The 16,257-nt window shown below is 70.7% G+C and carries 16 protein-coding genes; 5 read left to right on the top strand and 11 right to left on the bottom strand.

Annotated features, from left to right (window positions below):
* Positions 1–34: 34 nt before the first annotated feature.
* Positions 35–607, top strand: a complete 573-nt coding sequence (locus tag ACIA5C_RS03810; protein WP_396050909.1) for a redoxin domain-containing protein — start codon at positions 35–37, stop codon at positions 605–607.
* Here ACIA5C_RS03810 and ACIA5C_RS03805 read toward each other — a convergent pair.
* Genes ACIA5C_RS03805 through ACIA5C_RS03780 form a run of 6 tightly spaced genes read right to left on the bottom strand, consistent with a single transcriptional unit; the run spans position 604 to position 5,026 of the window.
* Positions 604–990 (bottom strand): nuclear transport factor 2 family protein, encoded by a 387-nt coding sequence (locus tag ACIA5C_RS03805; protein ID WP_396050907.1) that lies wholly within the window; start codon positions 988–990, stop codon positions 604–606. The genes ACIA5C_RS03810 and ACIA5C_RS03805 overlap by 4 nt on opposite strands.
* Positions 987–1,592 carry a hypothetical protein gene (locus ACIA5C_RS03800; protein ID WP_396050905.1) on the bottom strand — a complete coding sequence of 202 codons (606 nt, stop codon included), beginning with the start codon at positions 1,590–1,592 and terminating at the stop codon, positions 987–989. The genes ACIA5C_RS03805 and ACIA5C_RS03800 overlap by 4 nt, the downstream gene beginning before the upstream one ends.
* On the bottom strand, positions 1,589–2,914 hold the full coding sequence (locus ACIA5C_RS03795) for a hypothetical protein (RefSeq protein WP_396050904.1): 1,326 nt from the start codon (positions 2,912–2,914) through the stop codon (positions 1,589–1,591). Before ACIA5C_RS03795 ends, ACIA5C_RS03800 begins: the two co-directional genes overlap by 4 nt.
* Complete coding sequence (locus tag ACIA5C_RS03790) at positions 2,911–3,708, bottom strand: ATP-binding cassette domain-containing protein (RefSeq protein WP_396050903.1); 798 nt, start codon at positions 3,706–3,708, stop codon at positions 2,911–2,913. The genes ACIA5C_RS03795 and ACIA5C_RS03790 overlap by 4 nt, the downstream gene beginning before the upstream one ends.
* The gene (locus ACIA5C_RS03785; RefSeq protein WP_396050901.1) at positions 3,705–4,505 is read right to left on the bottom strand and encodes a zf-HC2 domain-containing protein; all 801 of its coding nucleotides are present in this window, start codon (positions 4,503–4,505) and stop codon (positions 3,705–3,707) included. Before ACIA5C_RS03785 ends, ACIA5C_RS03790 begins: the two co-directional genes overlap by 4 nt.
* Positions 4,502–5,026: an RNA polymerase sigma factor gene (locus ACIA5C_RS03780; protein WP_396050900.1), complete on the bottom strand. Its 525-nt coding sequence runs from the start codon at positions 5,024–5,026 to the stop codon at positions 4,502–4,504. The genes ACIA5C_RS03785 and ACIA5C_RS03780 overlap by 4 nt, the downstream gene beginning before the upstream one ends.
* Before the next feature lie 137 nt (positions 5,027–5,163).
* Here ACIA5C_RS03780 and ACIA5C_RS03775 point away from each other — a divergent pair, with 137 nt between their 5' ends.
* Positions 5,164–6,051 carry a hypothetical protein gene (locus tag ACIA5C_RS03775; RefSeq protein WP_396050898.1) on the top strand — a complete coding sequence of 296 codons (888 nt, stop codon included), beginning with the start codon at positions 5,164–5,166 and terminating at the stop codon, positions 6,049–6,051.
* On the opposite strand, the gene ACIA5C_RS03770 is transcribed toward ACIA5C_RS03775, so the two are convergent.
* Positions 6,027–8,075, bottom strand: a complete 2,049-nt coding sequence (locus ACIA5C_RS03770) for a prolyl oligopeptidase family protein (protein ID WP_396050896.1) — start codon at positions 8,073–8,075, stop codon at positions 6,027–6,029. The two genes, ACIA5C_RS03775 and ACIA5C_RS03770, sit on opposite strands and share 25 nt — an antisense overlap.
* Positions 8,076–8,146: 71 nt before the next feature.
* Here ACIA5C_RS03770 and ACIA5C_RS03765 point away from each other — a divergent pair, with 71 nt between their 5' ends.
* Entirely contained in the window at positions 8,147–9,124 is a 978-nt protein-coding gene (locus tag ACIA5C_RS03765; RefSeq protein WP_396050894.1) for an NADPH:quinone reductase, read from the top strand.
* A gap of 2 nt (positions 9,125–9,126) precedes the next feature.
* Here the strand turns inward: ACIA5C_RS03765 and ACIA5C_RS03760 are convergent, their stop codons facing one another.
* Genes ACIA5C_RS03760 through ACIA5C_RS03745 form a run of 4 tightly spaced genes read right to left on the bottom strand, consistent with a single transcriptional unit; the run spans position 9,127 to position 13,080 of the window.
* A complete protein-coding gene (locus ACIA5C_RS03760; protein ID WP_396050891.1) occupies positions 9,127–9,948 on the bottom strand; it encodes a carbohydrate ABC transporter permease in 822 nt (273 codons plus the stop codon).
* The gene (locus ACIA5C_RS03755) at positions 9,945–10,868 is read right to left on the bottom strand and encodes a carbohydrate ABC transporter permease (RefSeq protein ID WP_396050889.1); all 924 of its coding nucleotides are present in this window, start codon (positions 10,866–10,868) and stop codon (positions 9,945–9,947) included. Before ACIA5C_RS03755 ends, ACIA5C_RS03760 begins: the two co-directional genes overlap by 4 nt.
* Positions 10,853–12,124: an ABC transporter substrate-binding protein gene (locus tag ACIA5C_RS03750; protein WP_396050887.1), complete on the bottom strand. Its 1,272-nt coding sequence runs from the start codon at positions 12,122–12,124 to the stop codon at positions 10,853–10,855. Before ACIA5C_RS03750 ends, ACIA5C_RS03755 begins: the two co-directional genes overlap by 16 nt.
* 17 nt (positions 12,125–12,141) lie before the next feature.
* Complete coding sequence (locus ACIA5C_RS03745; protein WP_396050885.1) at positions 12,142–13,080, bottom strand: N-acetylmuramic acid 6-phosphate etherase; 939 nt, start codon at positions 13,078–13,080, stop codon at positions 12,142–12,144.
* 258 nt (positions 13,081–13,338) lie between these two features.
* Between ACIA5C_RS03745 and ACIA5C_RS03740 the strand changes: the two genes are divergently transcribed.
* Both ACIA5C_RS03740 and ACIA5C_RS03735 read left to right on the top strand, forming a co-directional pair.
* Entirely contained in the window at positions 13,339–14,607 is a 1,269-nt protein-coding gene (locus ACIA5C_RS03740) for an exo-beta-N-acetylmuramidase NamZ domain-containing protein (RefSeq protein ID WP_396050884.1), read from the top strand.
* Complete coding sequence (locus tag ACIA5C_RS03735; RefSeq protein WP_396050881.1) at positions 14,604–16,241, top strand: serine hydrolase; 1,638 nt, start codon at positions 14,604–14,606, stop codon at positions 16,239–16,241. The genes ACIA5C_RS03740 and ACIA5C_RS03735 overlap by 4 nt, the downstream gene beginning before the upstream one ends.
* Positions 16,242–16,257 lie beyond the last annotated feature (16 nt).

Raw genomic sequence — 16,257 nt, 5'->3', positions numbered from 1 at the left:
GCGAGCGCCCGCCGAGCCGGGTCAGAGTGGGACCATGCGTTCCGACATCGTTCCGGGGGCGGTCTTTCCCGACTATGCCCTGCCCGACCACACCGACACCGTCCGCCGGCTCAGTGAGCTGCAGGGCGATGACCCGATGATTGTGACCCTGGCGCGCGGGCACTACTGCCCCAAGGAGCACATGCAGCACCTGGAGATGGCCACGGTGCTGCAGCCGAAGGTCGCCGTGGCCTACACGTCGATCGTCACCATCTCGACCGACGACCACCACACGACCCAGGAGTTCCGGCTGTCGGTGGGCGCCCAGTGGCCGTTCCTGTCCGACCCCGGCCGCGTCGTGCAGCAGGACCTCGACATCCAGGAGTACACCGACCCGGACAACAACCCCATGGTGCCGCACACGCTGGTGCTCAAGCCGGGGCTGGTCGTGCACAGCATTTACAACGGCTATTGGTTCTGGGGGCGGCCGTCGGTCTATGACCTGTGGCGTGACCTGCGGGAGGCGAGCGCCGAGGCCCGCACCGACTGGGATCTGAGCACGCCGGGCCTGCGTGAGGCCTGGGAGTCCGGCGACTTCTCGAAGTTCCACGGGTGGGGTAAGTCCTAGGGGATCGGCGACGCGAGCGCGGCCCTCGACGGGGCCGGCTCGAACGGGTCGGCGAAGTACTGCGTCTCGTGCACCACCCGCTCGTGGGTGAACTCCATGATGCTCACCGAGTGGGTGGGCGCGCCGTCGTAGGTGATGATGCATTCGCTCACCCACAGGTCGTCGCGGCCGGTGATCCGTTTGACCGTGAAGTGCCGGTCGGCCGGGTGGCCGCCGCGCTGGGCCGCGATGCGCTCGCGGCCCAGGAAACGTTCGCCCGACTGCGGGTAGTCGAGGATCGCGTCGTCGGCGTAGATGGCGTGCTCGGTCTCGATGTCGCCGCTCTCGGAGGCCTGCCAGTGTTCCTCGATGGCAGCCCGGGTGCGGGCGTCGCTGTCGGTCATTGGCTCATTGTCGCCTCGGCCGGGTTCTTCGAGGGCCCCGGCCGCCGGGCGTACGCCACGACCCCGCCGGCGAACAGCACGGCGGCGGTCAGGGCCGCCGGGCGGCTGGTGGCCGGTTGGAGCAGCCAGAACAGCACGGCATCGCCCGCCGGAACGCCGAAGAGGACCTGGATCGCCGCCCATCCGATCGGCGGCGCCCAGGCGATGCGGGTGCCGAGCAGTGCCGCCGACAGGCCGATCAGCCCGGTCAGCCCGGCGCTGTCGCGGACGATCTCCCAGGCCGGCCCGAACCGGGCGCCGGTCGCGCGGGTGACTACGAGTGCCACCGCGACGGCCGCGAAGCACGCGATCAGGTGCAGGGCCCGGCGCGGCGGCCACCGCAGGGCCGCCGTCGACTCCAGGGCGTCGTCGTCGCTCGAGAGGGTGGGGATCAGCGGCGCCAGGGCCAGCACGACGGTCAGCACCATGAGCGACTGGTTGACCTCCCGCCGGTCGGTCGTCGCCGACCATGCGGCCCAGGTGACGACCACCGCGGCGAGGGAGGTGCCGAGCGCGGCGGGCAGCCGCCGCGAGCGCAGGTAGAGCGGAAGCCAGCCGGTCACCCGTGGTCCTTCCCGGTCAGGATCGACGTCAGGCCGGGCTTGCAGGCGGTGGCCGCGTCGCGCAGGGCGGTCACCCGCCGGGTCTGCTCGGCTGCGGGGGCACGGCGCAGCGCCTGGACGGTGTCGCGGACCTGGGTGTCGAAGGTGGCTTCCGGCACCAGGTCGTCGGTGGTGATGGTGTCGGTGCCGAGCAGCCATGCGCCGGCCGCCGCGAGACCGACCTCGTCGGCGTGCTCGCACCGCTCCTGCGGGGCGCCGGCTCCCCAGACGAGGTCTTCGACCAGGTGCCGGCCGGGCTGCCCGGTTTCCTGGTCGAGAGTGAACGCGATCGTCCCCGGCCCGACCGGCACCGCCGACGGGTCGGCCTCACCGGGGATGTAGACGGTCGCGGCTCGCCACTCGACGGCCTTCGTCGGCGCACCGGGGAGCTTGGCGAGCAGCGTCAGGGCGCGGCCGGCCTGCGGGACGATCGTGGTGAGTGAGGTCTGATGGACCGCGGTCACGCACACCCGGCCGCTGCACACGAGCCGCTGGGCTGCGTGGTCGACCCGGTAGCGGCCGGCCTGGCCGACGCCGGGGATGAGGGCGGCGGCCAGGATCGCGCCGACCACCACCGGGACGGCCACGATGCGGGCGGGCCAGCGGCGGGCGGCGGCGAGCAGGAAGCCCGCGGTGGCCAGGCCGGCGCCCAGCGCGAGGTGGCCCAGGATCGCCCGGCCCGTGACGGTCTCCCAGTCGTAGATCGGCGGCTGGGGCACCAGGATCAGGTTGTCGAGCCGGGACATCTGGCCGGGCGCCTCGGCCAGCGAGAGGCCCAGCTGTCCGAGCAGGCCGGTCGCGGCCAGCGCCGGCGGCAGGAGCGGGGACGTCCACGAGCGCCCGGCCGCGAAGCCGAGCCACGCTCCGCCGACCAGGATCACGCTGTCGGCCACCGGCACGATCATCGACCGCACGCTGGTGTAATCGGTCATGCGGGCGACCAGGACGCCGCCGGCCGCGAAGACGAACAGGTGGGCGAGGACCACCGCGACGGCCATCGCGGCCATCGCCGGGGTGATCCGCTGCCAGCGCGGCCGGCCGGTGCTGCCGAGCAGTTCGTCGGCCCGCGTACGCCGTTCCCGCCGCCCGAGCATCGCCCCGCCCGCCAGCGCGATCGGCAGCAGCACGAACACCGCGCTGGCGTGATAGTTGGCCAGCCGCGTCCACTGGGTGTCCCAGTAGTGGACGTCGGTGAGCAGCGCGACCCCGGTGAGGACCACGATCAGGAGGCCGACCAAGCGGGCGTTGGAGCGGCGCAGCTCGATCCACGCGATCCGCATCATGACGTGCTCCGGTGCCGGCTGAGCAGCGAGGTGTAGCCGCGTTCGGCCGGGCTGTCGCCCACCCCGCCCGGCTCGCCGAGCCGGGTCAGGTCGTCCGGCACGCCCTGGAAGACCAGTCTCCCCTTGTCGATCAGCACGACGTCGGTGCAGGCCGCCACCACGTCCTCGACCAGGTGGGTCGAGACGACGACGCAGCTGTCGGTGCCGAGTCCGCGCAGCAGGGAACGGAACTCGACCCGCTGCTCCGGGTCGAGCCCGACCGTCGGCTCGTCGAGCAGCAGGAGGGCCGGGTCGTTGACGATCGCCTGGGCGATCCCGGCCCGGCGCAGCATGCCGCCGGACAGCGACTTGAGCCGCGAGTCGGCCCGGTCGGTCAGGCCGACCCGCTCGATGGCCCGTTGCACCGCGCCCGGGATCGACGACGCCGGCATCTCCCGCAGCCAGGCCAGGTATTCGACGTACTCGCGGACCGTGAACCGGGGGTAGAACCCGAAGTGCTGGGGCAGATAGCCGAGCCGCCGGCGCAGCCCCCGAAGGCCCCGGCGGTCGGCGGCGTCGAGGCCGAGCAGCGCCAGCCGTCCGCCGTTCGGCCGGACCACCGTCGACAGGGCCCGCATCAGGGTGGTCTTGCCGGCGCCGTTCGGGCCGAGCAAGCCGTGCACGCCGGTGCCGAGCCGCAGGTCGAGACCGTCCACGGCCAGGTGCCGACCGGCCTTGACCCGCAGGCCGGCCGCTTCGACGTCCCAGGCGTGCAGCGTGGGGGAAACCTCTTCGGCGCTGACCGCGCGGATCATCGGTTCTCCTTTGCGGATTGTAGGAAGACGGCGCGCAGCACCGTGAGCACGGTGAGGATCGCCGCGGCGGCGAGCCAGCCCGGTACGCCGGCCGGGCGGATCAGCACCGGCAGGCTTTCGGTGACAACCGCCGGTGCGGCCACCACGACCAGCCAGGCGCCGCTCAGGATCGCGGCCGCACGGGCGACCCCGATCCAGCCGCCGAGCAGCAGAGTCGTCGCGGTGAAGGTCAGGCAGGGGAGCAGCCACAGGGCGGGCGACTTCCCGAGGTACCAACCGGTCAGGGCCAGTGGGGGGATCACCGTCGCGAGCACGACCAGCGTGCGGCGCAACAGCAGTTCGATGCCGGCCCGGGCGGTGCCGGCAATGATTTCCCAGGCCGGGTCGCTGCGCCGCGACCACGCCGCGGCCAGGCCACCCAGCGGTGCCACCGGGGCGAGCAGCAGCACCAGCGACGGCCGTTCCGGGAAGTTCCGATCGAGCAGGAAGGCGGTGAACACGGCCACGACGGTCAGCGCGGCCCAGGGAAGGAAGGCCCACGCCGACCATCGGTGCGCCCGGCGACGCCAGGCACGCTTCCGGGTTGGTTGCGGCCCGTTGCGTACGCCGCGGTCGATGCGAACCTGCACGTCCTCCAGCAACTCAGGCAACCCGGGACCGGGCAGCCCGACCAGCCGGGAGCGGCACTCGGCGCACCCTTCGAGGTGGGCCTCCACCGCCCACGCGCCGGCGTCGTCGAGGGCCGGATCGCCGGCCGCGTAGGCCGCGAGCGAGGCGGCCGAAGCATGACTGGTCACGACAGCGCCTCCCGGAGCGCACTGCGGGCGCGACGCGCCCGGCTTTTCACGGTGCCTTCCGGCAACCCGAGCAGGACGGACGTCTCGCGGACGGTGAGCCCGTCGAGGACCATCGCGCGCAGCACCTCGCGCAGTTCCGGTGCCAGCTGTGACAGCGCCGCCCCGACCTCGTCGCCCACGGTTCCGGCGAGCGCCTCGTCCTCGGCCGCGGCGACGCTGCGTACGGGAAGGACTTCGGCCGGCACCTCCGGCCGTCGCGCCCGATGGCGCAAGGCATCGACGAGCCGGCGTGCCGCGATGGTCCAGAGCCAGCCCGCGGCCGTCCCGTCGACGCCGGCGAAGGAGCCGGCGGCCCGCCAGACCGCGAGGTAGGTGTCCTGCAGAACCTCCGCGACCAGCCCGTCGTCGGAACAGCGGCGGCGCAGCCGCACCGCGAGCCAGGGCGAGGTCCGCCGGTACAGCTCGTCGAACGCGGCCCGGTCGGCCCGCGCCACGTGCCGTAGCAGCTGCTCGTCGTCCATCACACCCCGTCAGACGGCACGGGACCCCTCGCCGGATCACGATCGAGAGTGACCCCGGTCACAATTGTGTCGGCCGGGGCCAGGCGGGTAGCAGAGGTGCGAGGGACGAAACCCCGATGAATGCGAGGTGAAGTGGCGTGGCTGCCACCAGAACCAGCCATAACGACACTCCGAACACGCCCGAGGTCAGCGAGAGCAAGATCGCCCGGATGAAGGTCGGTGAGCTGCGCCGCGAGCTGAGCAAGCGGGGCGTCAAGGGCACCGAGGACGTCAAGAAGCCGGAGCTGGTCAAGAAACTGATCAAGGCGGAGGTGCGGTCGGCCAGGAACGGTCGGAAGAATCCGACCGGCCACAACGACACCCCGGACACCCCCGAGGTCAGCGAGAGCAAGATCGCCCGGATGAAGGCGGACGAGCTGCGCACCCGGCTTGTCCGGCGCGGGGTCAAGGGCACCGCCGACATGAAGAAGGCGGAACTCGTCGAGCGGTTCATCAAGGCCGAGCTGAAGGCGACCAAGGCCGCGAAGACGACGAAGGCCGCGAAGACCACCGAGGCTGCGAAGACCACCGAGGCCGCGAAGACCACCAAGGCTGCGAAGACCACCAAGGCTGCTAAGACCACCAAGGCTGCGAAGACCACCAAGGCCGCGAAAACGTCCGGCGGCAAACGGACCGGTAAGCACACCTCGAAGTCCGTCGACTACTCGCAGGAGATCAGGTCGACCGCCGAGCGGCCGGAGCGGGACGGCCGCAGCCTCGTCACCACCGATCACGAGGTCATCCGGAAGTGGGCCAAGAGCCGCCGGGCAGTGCCTTCCACCATCGCCGGCACCCAGCACGACGGCCACCTCGGCGTCCTGCGACTCGACTTCCCGGGTTACTCCACCGACGACCGGCTCGTCGAGGTGAGCTGGGCGGAATGGTTCGAGGCGTTCGACCAGCGGCGCCTCAACTTCATCTACCAGGAACGGCGCATCGGCGGCGAGCGGAGCAACTTCTTTCAGCTGGAGAACCCCGACGAGTGAGCGAGCCGCCGCCGGAGGAAGTCGAGGGTGAGAGCGGAGACGGTGGCGGCCTGGTCGTTGTCGGCCGCGCCGCCGTGCCCGCCCTCGACGTTCTCGTAGTAGGTGACGTCGTAGCCGGACTCGCGTAGCCGGGCCGTCATCTTGCGGGCGTGGCCCGGGTGCACGCGGTCGTCGCGGGTCGAGCTGATGAGGAGGACGGGCGGGTAGGGCCGGCCGGGAACGACGTTCTGGTACGGCGAGAACTCGCTCAGGAAGGCCCAGTCGCCGGGATCGTCGGGGTCGCCGTACTCGGCGATCCATGAGCGGCCGGCCAGCAACCGGGTGTAGCGGCGCATGTCCAGCAGCGGCACCGAGGCGACGACGGCGCCGAACAGGGCCGGAAAGCGGGTAAGCATCACGCCCATCAACAGGCCGCCGTTGCTGGCGCCGCTGATGCCCAGTTGCGGCGGGGTGGTGATGCCCCGCGCCACCAGGTCGGCGGCGACCGCCGCGAAGTCCTCGAACGCCCGGGGCCGGTTCTCCCGTCGCGCGGCCCGGTGCCACGCCGGGCCGTACTCGCCGCCGCCGCGGATGTTCGCCACGACGTAGGTGCCGCCGCGGGCCAGCCAGCCGCGGCCGATGACGCCGCTGTAGAACGGGGTCAGCGCGACCTCGAAGCCGCCGTAGCCGGTGAGCAGTGCCGGCCCGGGACCGTCGCCGCCGACGACGAAGTAGGGCACCCGCGTGCCGTCGTCGGACACGGCGAAGAACTGGCGTACCTCCATGTCGTCGGCGCCGAAGAACGCCGGTTCCCGCTTGAGGACGGTGAGGTCGCCGCCGACGTCGCCCAGGCTCAGTGCGGCCGGCTCGAGGAAGCCCTGCGACGAGATCAGGTACGCGTCACCGTTGTCGGGGTCGGTGTCGACGATTTCGGTGTCGGTGAACGCGGCCTGGCGGGGCATCGGCCGCGTGCCCCAGCCCGCCGCCCCCGGCGTGAGGATCTGCACAGAGGTCCGGACGTCGGTCATCGTGGCCAGCAGCAGGTGATGGCGCGTCCACGACCAGGACGTGAGCGAGGTGTGGTCGTCCGGCTGGAACAGCACGGTGAGATCCCGGCCGCCGGCCAGGTAGGAGCCGACGTCGGCGACCAGCAGGGCCCCGGCCGGGTAGGTCAGGTCGCCGACCGTCCACGGCGACCGGGTGCGGATCAGCAGCCAGTCGCGGTGCACGTTCCAGTCGGCGTCCGCCGGGACGTCGATCGGTGTGCGCCCGCCGCCCGGCGCCAGCAGGTATTGCTCCGAGCGGAAGATGTCGAGGAACCGCACGACGAAGTCGCGCTCGTATCCGACCGTCGCGTCGTGGTCGGCACCGACCGAGACGTCGTCGGCGTCGCCTTCGAAGACGAACTCCGCCTCGGACAACGGGGTGCCGCGCCGCCACCGCTTGACCACGCGCGGGTAGCCGGAGGAGGTCAGCGAGCCGGGCCCGAAGTCGGTGCCGACGAAGATGTGATCGGAGTCGATCCAGCCGACCCGGCTTTTCGCCTCGGGCAGGGCGAAGCCGTCCGGCACGAACGCACGGGTGGTGAGGTCGAACTCGCGGACCTCCACCGCGTCGGCCCCGCCCCGGGAGAGGCTGATCAGGCAGCGGTCGTAGACCGGCCGCAGAACGGTCACGCCGCCCCAGGTCCAGCTCTCCGATTCGGTCTTGTTGAGCGCGTCGACGTCGAGCAGCACGTCCCACTCGGGGTCGTCGCGGCGGTACTGCTCCCGGGTGGTGCGCCGCCACAGCCCGCGCGGATGGTCGGCGTCGGTCCAGAAGTCGTAGTAGAAGCCGTCGCCGCGCCAGCCGGGATAGGGAATGCGGTCCTTGCTGTCGAGAACCTCGCGGATCGCGCCCTTCAGGGCGGCGAATCCGTCGCCGGCGACCGCGGCCAGCGCCTCGTCGTTGCGGTCGGCGACCCACCGCCGGGCGTCGGGGGAGTCGAGGTCTTCCAGCCAGAGGTACGGGTCGTCGGCGTCCAGCACAGCTACCCCCGGTCGCATCGGATAGCCCGACCCTGCCACCCGTACGCCGCGTTGCCTAGAGTGGGCGCAGGCTCGGGATCGGGGGATCGATGCGTGCGGTGTGGTACGAACGTCCGGGTCGTGCGGCCGATGTCCTTCAGGTCGGCGAGATGCCCGATCCGACGCCGGGCGCCGGTGAGGTCCGGGTGCGGTTGTCCCGGTCCGGGATCAATCCGGGCGACACGAAGAAGCGCGCGGACTGGGCCGGTTACGGGATGCCGTACCCGCGGGTCATCCCGCACAGCGACGGCGCCGGGGTGATCGATGCGGTCGGCGCGGGCGTCGACCCGGGCCGGGCCGGGCGGCGGGTCTGGGTGTTCGGCGCCCAGTCGTACCGGCCGTTCGGGACCGCCGCGCAGATGACGGTGGTGCCCAGCGGGCAGGCCGTGGATCTGCCGGACGAGGTGAGCGACGACCTCGGGGCGTCGCTCGGCATTCCGGGCATCACCGCGCACCGCGCGGTGTTCGCGGACGGGCCGGTCACTGGCCGGACGGTGCTGGTGCACGGGGCTCTCGGCGGAGTCGGTGCCCTGGCAGCACAGCTGGCGGTCTGGGGTGGGGCGCACGTTATAGCCACCGTGCGCCGGCAAGGCGACCTGAGTCAGGTGACGGTTCCCGGCGCGCCGGTGGTCGCGTTGGACGATGCCGATCCGGCGGCGGCGATCCGCGCTCACGCGCCGGAGGGTGTGGATCGCATCGTCGAGGTCTCGTTCTCCGACAACGTCGACCTCGACGCCGCGGTGGCCGGGAACGGGGCCGTCATCACCGCGTACGCCACCCGCGCCGACCGGCCGGACTTTCCGTTCTGGCCGATGCTGTTCAGCAATGTCACGATCCGGCTGATCGGCAGCGACGACTTCCCGGCCGAGGCCCGGCAGCAGGCGGCGACCGACCTGACAACCGCGGCCCGCGACGGCGCGTTGTCCGTCCGCATCGGTGCTCCGCTGCCCTTGGAGCGGGCGGCCGAGGCGCACGATCGCGTCGATGCGGGCACGCGCGAACGGGTGCTGCTCGCCATACCCGAATAGTCCTAGCGGCCCATGCCGGCGGTCAGGCCCTGGACGATCTGCTTGGTGGCGACCAGGAACAGGACGATGAGGGGGACGGTGGCGATGACCAGGCCGGCGAACAGGGCCGACCAGTTGGTCTGGAACTCGCCGAAGAACTGGGTCAGGCCGACCGGCAGGGTGTAGCGGTCGGTCGTGCGCAGGAGCACGAGCGGGAAGAAGAAGTCGTTCCACAGGGGCACGAAGCGGAACACCACCACGGTCGCGATCGCCGGTTTGACCAGCGGGACCATGACGCGCGCGAAGATCCGGAAGTCGCCCGCGCCGTCGATGCGGGCGGCCTCCTCCAGCTCGCGGGGCAGCGTGCGGAAGAAGGCCGACAGGATGAAGATCGAGAACGGGATGCCGCTCGCCGCGTAGATCAGCACCAGCCCGAGCCGGGAGTCGGTCAGGCCCAGGCTTCCCATCAGATAGAAGATCGGCACGATGCCGAGGCGGACCGGCAGCATCAGGCCGGCCAGGAAGAAGGCGATGAGGGTTCCGCTGCCGCGGAACTGATAACGGCCGAGCACGTACGCCGCGGGCAGCGAGACAACCACATCGAGCGCCACCGCCCCGATCGTCACCATGGCCGAGTTCTGGGCGTAGGTGCCGAACGACGCCTGCGTCCACGCGGTCGAATAGCTGGAGAAGTCGAGCGACGACGGCAGCGCCAGCGGGTGCGACAGCACCTCACGATTCGGGCGGAGCGAGTCCAGCAGCATGATGATCAGGGGGATCAGCGCCGCCGCCGCGTACCCCCACAGCAGGAGGTAACCGCCCAGCCGCACCACCTGGGTCTTCATGACAGGACCGCCTCGCGCCGGCGGACGATCCGGTTGGCGATGACCGCGATGCCGAAGGTGACGAGGAACAGCAGCACGGCCAGGGCCGACGACTGGCCGATCGCGTTGACGCCGCCCTCCTGGAAGGCGACCCGATAGAAGATGAGCCCGAGCACGTCGGTGGCGCCGCCGGGGCCGGTCGGCTGGTTGCCCTGGGCCCCTTCGAGCGAATAGACGAGCTCGAACGTGTTCATCGAGCCGATGAACGTGAGGATCGAGACCACGCCGATCGACGGCAGCAGCAGCGGCAGCGTCACCTTCCGGAACCGGTGCCACGCGCCCGCGCCGTCGACCCGGGCCGCCTCCGAATATTCGGGCGGGAGCCCGGCCAGCGCGGCGCCGAACAGCAGCACCGGGAACCCGACGTACTGCCAGGCGTTGACCAGCACGACCACCGGCAGCGCGGTCGCCGGGTCACCGAGCCAGGGCCGGGCCAGCGAGTCGAGCCCGACGCCGTGGAGGAGGGCGTTCACCGGCCCGAAGACCGGGCTGAGCAGCAGGCTCCACAGATAGCCGACGACCAGCCCGCCGATCAGGTAGGGCACGGTGTAGACGGTGCGCAGGAACCGGCGGGCCACCGGAAGTTCGAACAGCAGCACGGCGACGAGCAGCCCGAAGGTGTTCTGCACGACCATCGTGCCGGCGAAGAACACCATGGTGTGCCAGAACGCCGGCCACAGCTGGTGGTTGAGCGGGAACGTGTCGAACAGGCTCGAGAAGTTGCCGGTGCCGGCGAAGTCGCGGCGGGCGGTGCCCTCCCATCGCCAGAGGCTGTCGGCCAGCGCCGACACCAGCGGATAGACCATGAAAATCGTGTAGAGCAGAAACGCGGGGAGCAGGAACCAGATGATCTTGCGCCACCGCATTACGGCTTGAACCACTGGGAGATGCCGGTCTGGATGTCGGTCGCGACCTGGGTCGCGCTCTGCTGGCCGAGCAGCAGCTTCTGCAGGCCGGCCGCCTCGAGGTCGCTGCCGAGCGGGGTGCCGTAGCGGAAGTCGACAAGCATCAGGTAGGGCGTCGGATCGGTGCGGTAGGCGGAGACCATCTGCCCGAGCAGCGGGTCGCTCGACTGCACGCCCTTGACCAGCGAGACCTGCTTGAGCTTGTCGGCGACCAGTTTCCCGAAGTCGGGGGTGGTCATCCACTGCAGCAGTTCCAGGGCTTCCTTCTGATGGGCCGACTTGGCGTTGAGGCCGTACGAGGCGTCGACCCAGCCGACCTGCAGCGGCTTGTTCACCACCGCGCCGGGTGCCGGGGGAACGTTGAAGACGCCCAGGTCGAGGTCGGGGTTGATCGACTTGATCGGGGCGAGCGCGAACGAACCCTCGGGAATCATCGCCGCCTTGCCGGTCGCGAACAGCGTCTGCACGTCGGTCTCGCCCAGGCCCATCTGATCCTTGGGGAAGTACGGCTTGAGCTGACGCAGCACGTCCAGTGCGGCCACATAGGACGAATCGGTGAACTTCGCCTGCCCGGCCAGCACCTTCTTCTCGAAATCCGGTCCGCCGTAACGGGTTGCGGCGAAGGCGTCCTTGTAGAGTGGCAGCAGCCAGGAGTCCTTGCCGGCCGCGGCGAACGGCGTCACCTTCGCATTCTGCAGAACCCGGGCCGCCGCGATCATCTGATCCCACGTGGTCGGCGGCTGCAGCTGGTACTTCGCGAAGATGGCCTTGTTGTAGTAGACCTGGAAGGTCGACACCTCGAGCGGTACGCCGTAGACCTTCCCGTCCTTCTTGCCGCGCGCGCCGTTCAGCGCCGTGACGTCGAAGTTGGACAGTCCGGCCACGTGGCCGTCGAGCGGTGTCAGGTCGCCGGCTTGGACCAGGGGCTGCAGCAGGCCGTACGTTCGGAGCTGCATCACGTCGGGTCCGCCGGCCTGCGTCAGGCCGGTGGAGAGAATCGTGTTGTACTCGGTGGGCTTGTAGGGCTTGAAGTCGACCGTGATGTGCGGGTGCGACTGGTGGAACTCGGTGAAGATCTGCTTGTAGAGGGCGGCATCCTCGGGCCGCCACGACCAGACCGACAGGCTGACGTCACCGCCGCTGCCGTTCGAGGAACCCGTCGCGGTGCAGGCGGCGGTGCCGGCCATCAAGGCCGCGACCGCGAGGGCCGCGAAACCGTTGCGCGCTCTCATATGGCGTCCCCTTCGCGTCAGTCTCTGTCGAGCCCGGCTATCGCCAGTGCCTCCCGGACTCCGCCCGCCGCCTGCTCCAACGCCTGCTTCGCCGTGTCGACGGGAACGTCGGCGAGCAGGGAAACCATGGCGATCCGGCAGTCGCCGCCGGCCCGTTCCGCGGCGTCGGCGCAGACCTGCGGGTCGAGGCCGGTCGCCTCGGCCAGGATCCGCACCACGCGGCCGCGGAGCTTCGCGTTGCGCGGGTCGAGCGCCACCATCAGATTGGAGTAGGTGCGGCCCATCCGCACCATGAGCGCGGTGGAGAAGGCGTTGAGCAGCATCTTCTGTGCGGTGCCGGCCTTCATCCGGGTCGATCCGGCGACGGCCTCCGGGCCGGTCGCCACGGCGACGTGCACGTCGACCTCGCTGCCGAACGTCGCGCTGGGATTGGCAGATATCAATACGGTACGCGCGCCGGTCGCCCTTGCCGCGGCGAGAGCACCCGTGACGTACGGCGTGCGCCCGCTGGCCGTGAGGCCGACCGCGACGTCTCCCGCCTCGAGTGCGCCGCCCTCGGCGGCGCCGTTCGCCGCATGGTCCTCGACGTTCTCGACCGAGCGTTGCACCGCCTCGGCCCCGCCGGCCTGGTGGGCGGTGACCCAGAGCGGGTCGATGTTGTAGGTCGGGATCAGTTCGGCCGCGTCCATGACCGCGACCCGGCCGGACGTGCCGGCGCCGAAGTAGTGGACCCGGTGGCCGTCCTTGAGCGACTGGGTGGCGAGATCGACCGCCACGGCCAGGGCGGGGAGGACCGCGTGCACGGCGGCCGGCACCTTGGCGTCCTCGTCGCTGATCATCCGGAGCATGTCGAGCGTGCCGACCAGGTCGATGTCGAGCGTGTCCGGGTTGCGTTCCTCGGTCGGAGCGATGACCCAGAGCGGGGTGTCGGCAGTTCGGTTCGTTTCACGCGGCACGACAGGAACTTTCCACCACGGCTCGAATCCAGTCAAGAAATTACAAGTGTCCTAGATCCTTATATCGAAAGTCATTGACGTTCCGAGAGGGCGGTAGGTAACCTTCGGACTCAGCTAAAAGCCGGTCAACAAGTGTCAGGCCGGGTGTCTACATCGGCCTTCCGCATGCACCGGCCAGCAACGGGGGCCCGCGGATGGGCGCTGTCCGCGCCCAGCCGCGCCCCGCTGGAAGATCAGGCATCCCGTGAGGGGGCAGCCATGCCGGTCCACCGTCGCGGGCTCCTCGCCGGAGCGGTCGGTGCGGTGGCCCTCGGGCCGCGCCCGTCCGTCGCGGTCGCCGCGCCTCGGAGCGAGCGCCGGGTCCGCACCGGCATCGAGCGGCTCATCGCCACCCGCTACGCGATCCTCCGCGGACAGCGCGTCGGCGTGATCACTAACCCGACCGGCATTCTGCCGTCACTCGAGCACGAGGTCGACGTCATGCACGGCGACCCGGCGGTCGATCTGGTCGCCGTGTTCGGGCCCGAGCACGGCTTCCGCGGCACCGCCCAGGCGGGCGGCTCGGAGGGCCTTTCCGAGGACCCGCGCACCGGTCTGCCGGTCTACGACACCTATCAGAAGAGCGGCCGGGCACTCGCCGACATCTTCACCGCCTCCGGCGTCGACACGATCCTCTTCGACATCCAGGACGTGGGCGCGCGGTTCTACACGTACATCTGGACGCTCTACGACTCGATGGTCGCGGCGGCCGTGGCCGGCAAGCGGTTCGTCGTGCTCGACCGGCCGAACGCGATCTCCGGCCGACCGGCGTCCGGCCCGGTCCTGCACCCCGCCTACGCGACCTTCGTCGGCCGTAGACCGATCGCACAGTCACACGGTATGACGGTCGGCGAGCTGGCTCGGATGTTCAACGCGGTCTGGGTTCCGGGGGAGGCCGGCCGGTCGGTTCCACTCACCGTGGTGGAGCTGACCGGCTGGTCGCGGACCATGTACTTCGAGGACACCGGCCTGCCCTGGGTGCCGCCCTCGCCCAACATGCCGACGGTCGACACCGCGGTCCTCTACCCGGGCACCTGCCTGTTCGAGGGGACGCAGGCATCCGAGGGGCGAGGCAGCACGCGGCCGTTCGAGATGATCGGTGCGCCGTACGGGAACTGGCTCTGGGCCGAAGCCCTGACCGCCCAGCGTCTGCCGGGCGTGGTCTTCCGGGAGAACTACTTCACGCCGACGTTCGCCAAGTTCGCCGGGCAGACCGTCGGTGGCGTGCAGGTCATCGTGACCGACCGCCGCGCGTGCGACCCGATCCGGACCGCCCTTTCGATGATCGTTTCGCTGAAGACCCTGTATCCGAAGGACTTCGCGTGGCGGCCGGACCACTGGATCGATGACCTGACCGGGTCCTCGGCGGTGCGGGAGGCCGTCGACGCCGGCCGGAGCGCCGACGAGATCGTCGCGAGCTGGCAGGGCGAGCTGGTGGCCTTCCGGCGGCTACGCGCGAAATTCCTCATCTACAGGGGCAGCCGATGATGCCGATCGTGGTGGCGGCCGTCGCGGCGCTCACGCTCACGCCCGTTCCGATCCACTTCACCCCCGGCCGGACGCTCCACTATGGAAGCGCCGCCGAGGCCGGCCTCGTGCCGGAGGACATCGACCGGATCGCCGACGACATCGCCCGTTACACGCAGCCGTCGCCCACCTATCCCGAATACCCCGGCGCCGTCGCGCTCGCCGCCCACAACGGCGTAATCGTTGCCCACGACGTCACCGGCTACGCCCTGAGATACGCCGACGACAAGCCGACCGAGCTGCCGCCGGACCAATGGATCCCGATGCGGCGGGACACCATCTTCGACATCGCCTCGATGACCAAGCTGTTCACCTCGCTCGCCGCGGTGCAGCTCATCGAGCAGGGACGCCTCGGCCTCGACGCGCCGGTCGCCGGGTACCTTCCGTCGTTCGCGGCCAACGGCAAGGGCCGCATCACGATCCGGAACCTGCTCACCCACACCTCCGGGCTCCCGGCCGACCCGGTGCCGTCGCTCTGCGACTACGCCACCGACGACGAGCGCTGGGCCGCCGTCTACACCGTGAAGCCGGTCGCCGCCCCCGACACGACCTACCTCTACAGCGACATGAACATGATGACGCTCGGCAAAGTCATCGAGGCGATCACCGGCCGGTCGCTCGACCAGGTCATCCGGCAGCGCATCACCGGCCCGCTCGGCCTGCGCGACACCATGTTCAACCCGCCCGCCTCGCTGCGGCCCCGCATCGCGGCCGAGGAATACCAGCCGTGGACCGGTCGCGGGATCGTCTGGGGCACGGTGCACGACGAGAACGCGTACTGCGTCGGCGGCGTCTCCGGCCACGCCGGCATCTTCTCGACCGCGCACGACCTCGCGGTCCTCGCACAGACCCTGCTCGACGGCGGATCGTACGGCCGGGCCCGGATCCTGTCGCCGTCGAGCACGCGGCTGCTGTTCACCGACTACAACCAGGCTTTCCCCGGCAACGCGCACGGCCTCGGCTTCGAACTCGATCAGCGGTTCTACATGGACGCGCTCAGCTCCCCGGTCACCGCGGGCCACACCGGCTACACCGGCACCGACATCGTCATCGACCCGCTGTCGCACTCGTTCGTCATCCTGCTGGCCAACCGGGTTCATCCGAGCCGCAACTGGGGAAGCAACAACCCCGCCCGGCGAGCGGTGGCACGCGATCTCGCGCTGGCGATTCCCGTACGCCCGGCATCCGGCCCGACCGCATACTTCTCCGGCACCGCGGATGCCAGCAGCGCGACCCTCGGCGTACCGGTCAGCGTGCCCGCCTCGGGGGCCCGGCTCTCCTTCCATCTCTGGTACGACACCGAGGCTTCGGACGTCGCCTACCTGGAGGCGTCCCCGGACGGTGGCGGCACCTGGCAGCCGCTGGCGTCGTTCGCCGGCTTCGAGGGCCGCCGGTGGCTGCGCGAGTCGGCGGTCATTCCCGGCGGCACGACCGACCTGCGCTGGCGTTACACCACCGACGCGGTCTACGAGGGGCGCGGCGTCTACGTGGACGGCATCCGGGTGACCGGGCCGCGGGGCACCTTCTTCGACGATCGCCGGCCGGCCGACGCCGCCCGCGTCCAGCTCAGCGGATGGCAGGTCAGCCGGGTCTGACGGCTCGGCTACGTTG

The organism is Actinoplanes sp. NPDC051343 (genome assembly GCF_044455125.1).
Classification (GTDB): Bacteria; Actinomycetota; Actinomycetes; order Mycobacteriales; family Micromonosporaceae; genus Actinoplanes.
Note: the sequence above shows the minus strand (reverse complement) of the source record. Positions and strands in the feature narration are given on the sequence as shown.

Excerpts from the sequence above, each read along its gene's own strand:
- ACIA5C_RS03810 (WP_396050909.1), top strand. The coding sequence starts at position 35 with ATGCGTTCCGACATCGTTCCGGGGGCGGTCTTTCCCGACTATGCCCTG.
- ACIA5C_RS03805 (WP_396050907.1), bottom strand. The coding sequence starts at position 990 with ATGACCGACAGCGACGCCCGCACCCGGGCTGCCATCGAGGAACACTGG.
- ACIA5C_RS03795 (WP_396050904.1), bottom strand. The coding sequence starts at position 2,914 with ATGATGCGGATCGCGTGGATCGAGCTGCGCCGCTCCAACGCCCGCTTG.
- ACIA5C_RS03790 (WP_396050903.1), bottom strand. The coding sequence starts at position 3,708 with ATGATCCGCGCGGTCAGCGCCGAAGAGGTTTCCCCCACGCTGCACGCC.
- ACIA5C_RS03780 (WP_396050900.1), bottom strand. The coding sequence starts at position 5,026 with ATGGACGACGAGCAGCTGCTACGGCACGTGGCGCGGGCCGACCGGGCC.
- ACIA5C_RS03770 (WP_396050896.1), bottom strand. The coding sequence starts at position 8,075 with ATGCGACCGGGGGTAGCTGTGCTGGACGCCGACGACCCGTACCTCTGG.
- ACIA5C_RS03765 (WP_396050894.1), top strand. The coding sequence starts at position 8,147 with ATGCGTGCGGTGTGGTACGAACGTCCGGGTCGTGCGGCCGATGTCCTT.
- ACIA5C_RS03760 (WP_396050891.1), bottom strand. The coding sequence starts at position 9,948 with ATGAAGACCCAGGTGGTGCGGCTGGGCGGTTACCTCCTGCTGTGGGGG.
- ACIA5C_RS03750 (WP_396050887.1), bottom strand. The coding sequence starts at position 12,124 with ATGAGAGCGCGCAACGGTTTCGCGGCCCTCGCGGTCGCGGCCTTGATG.
- ACIA5C_RS03740 (WP_396050884.1), top strand. The coding sequence starts at position 13,339 with ATGCCGGTCCACCGTCGCGGGCTCCTCGCCGGAGCGGTCGGTGCGGTG.
- ACIA5C_RS03735 (WP_396050881.1), top strand. The coding sequence starts at position 14,604 with ATGATGCCGATCGTGGTGGCGGCCGTCGCGGCGCTCACGCTCACGCCC.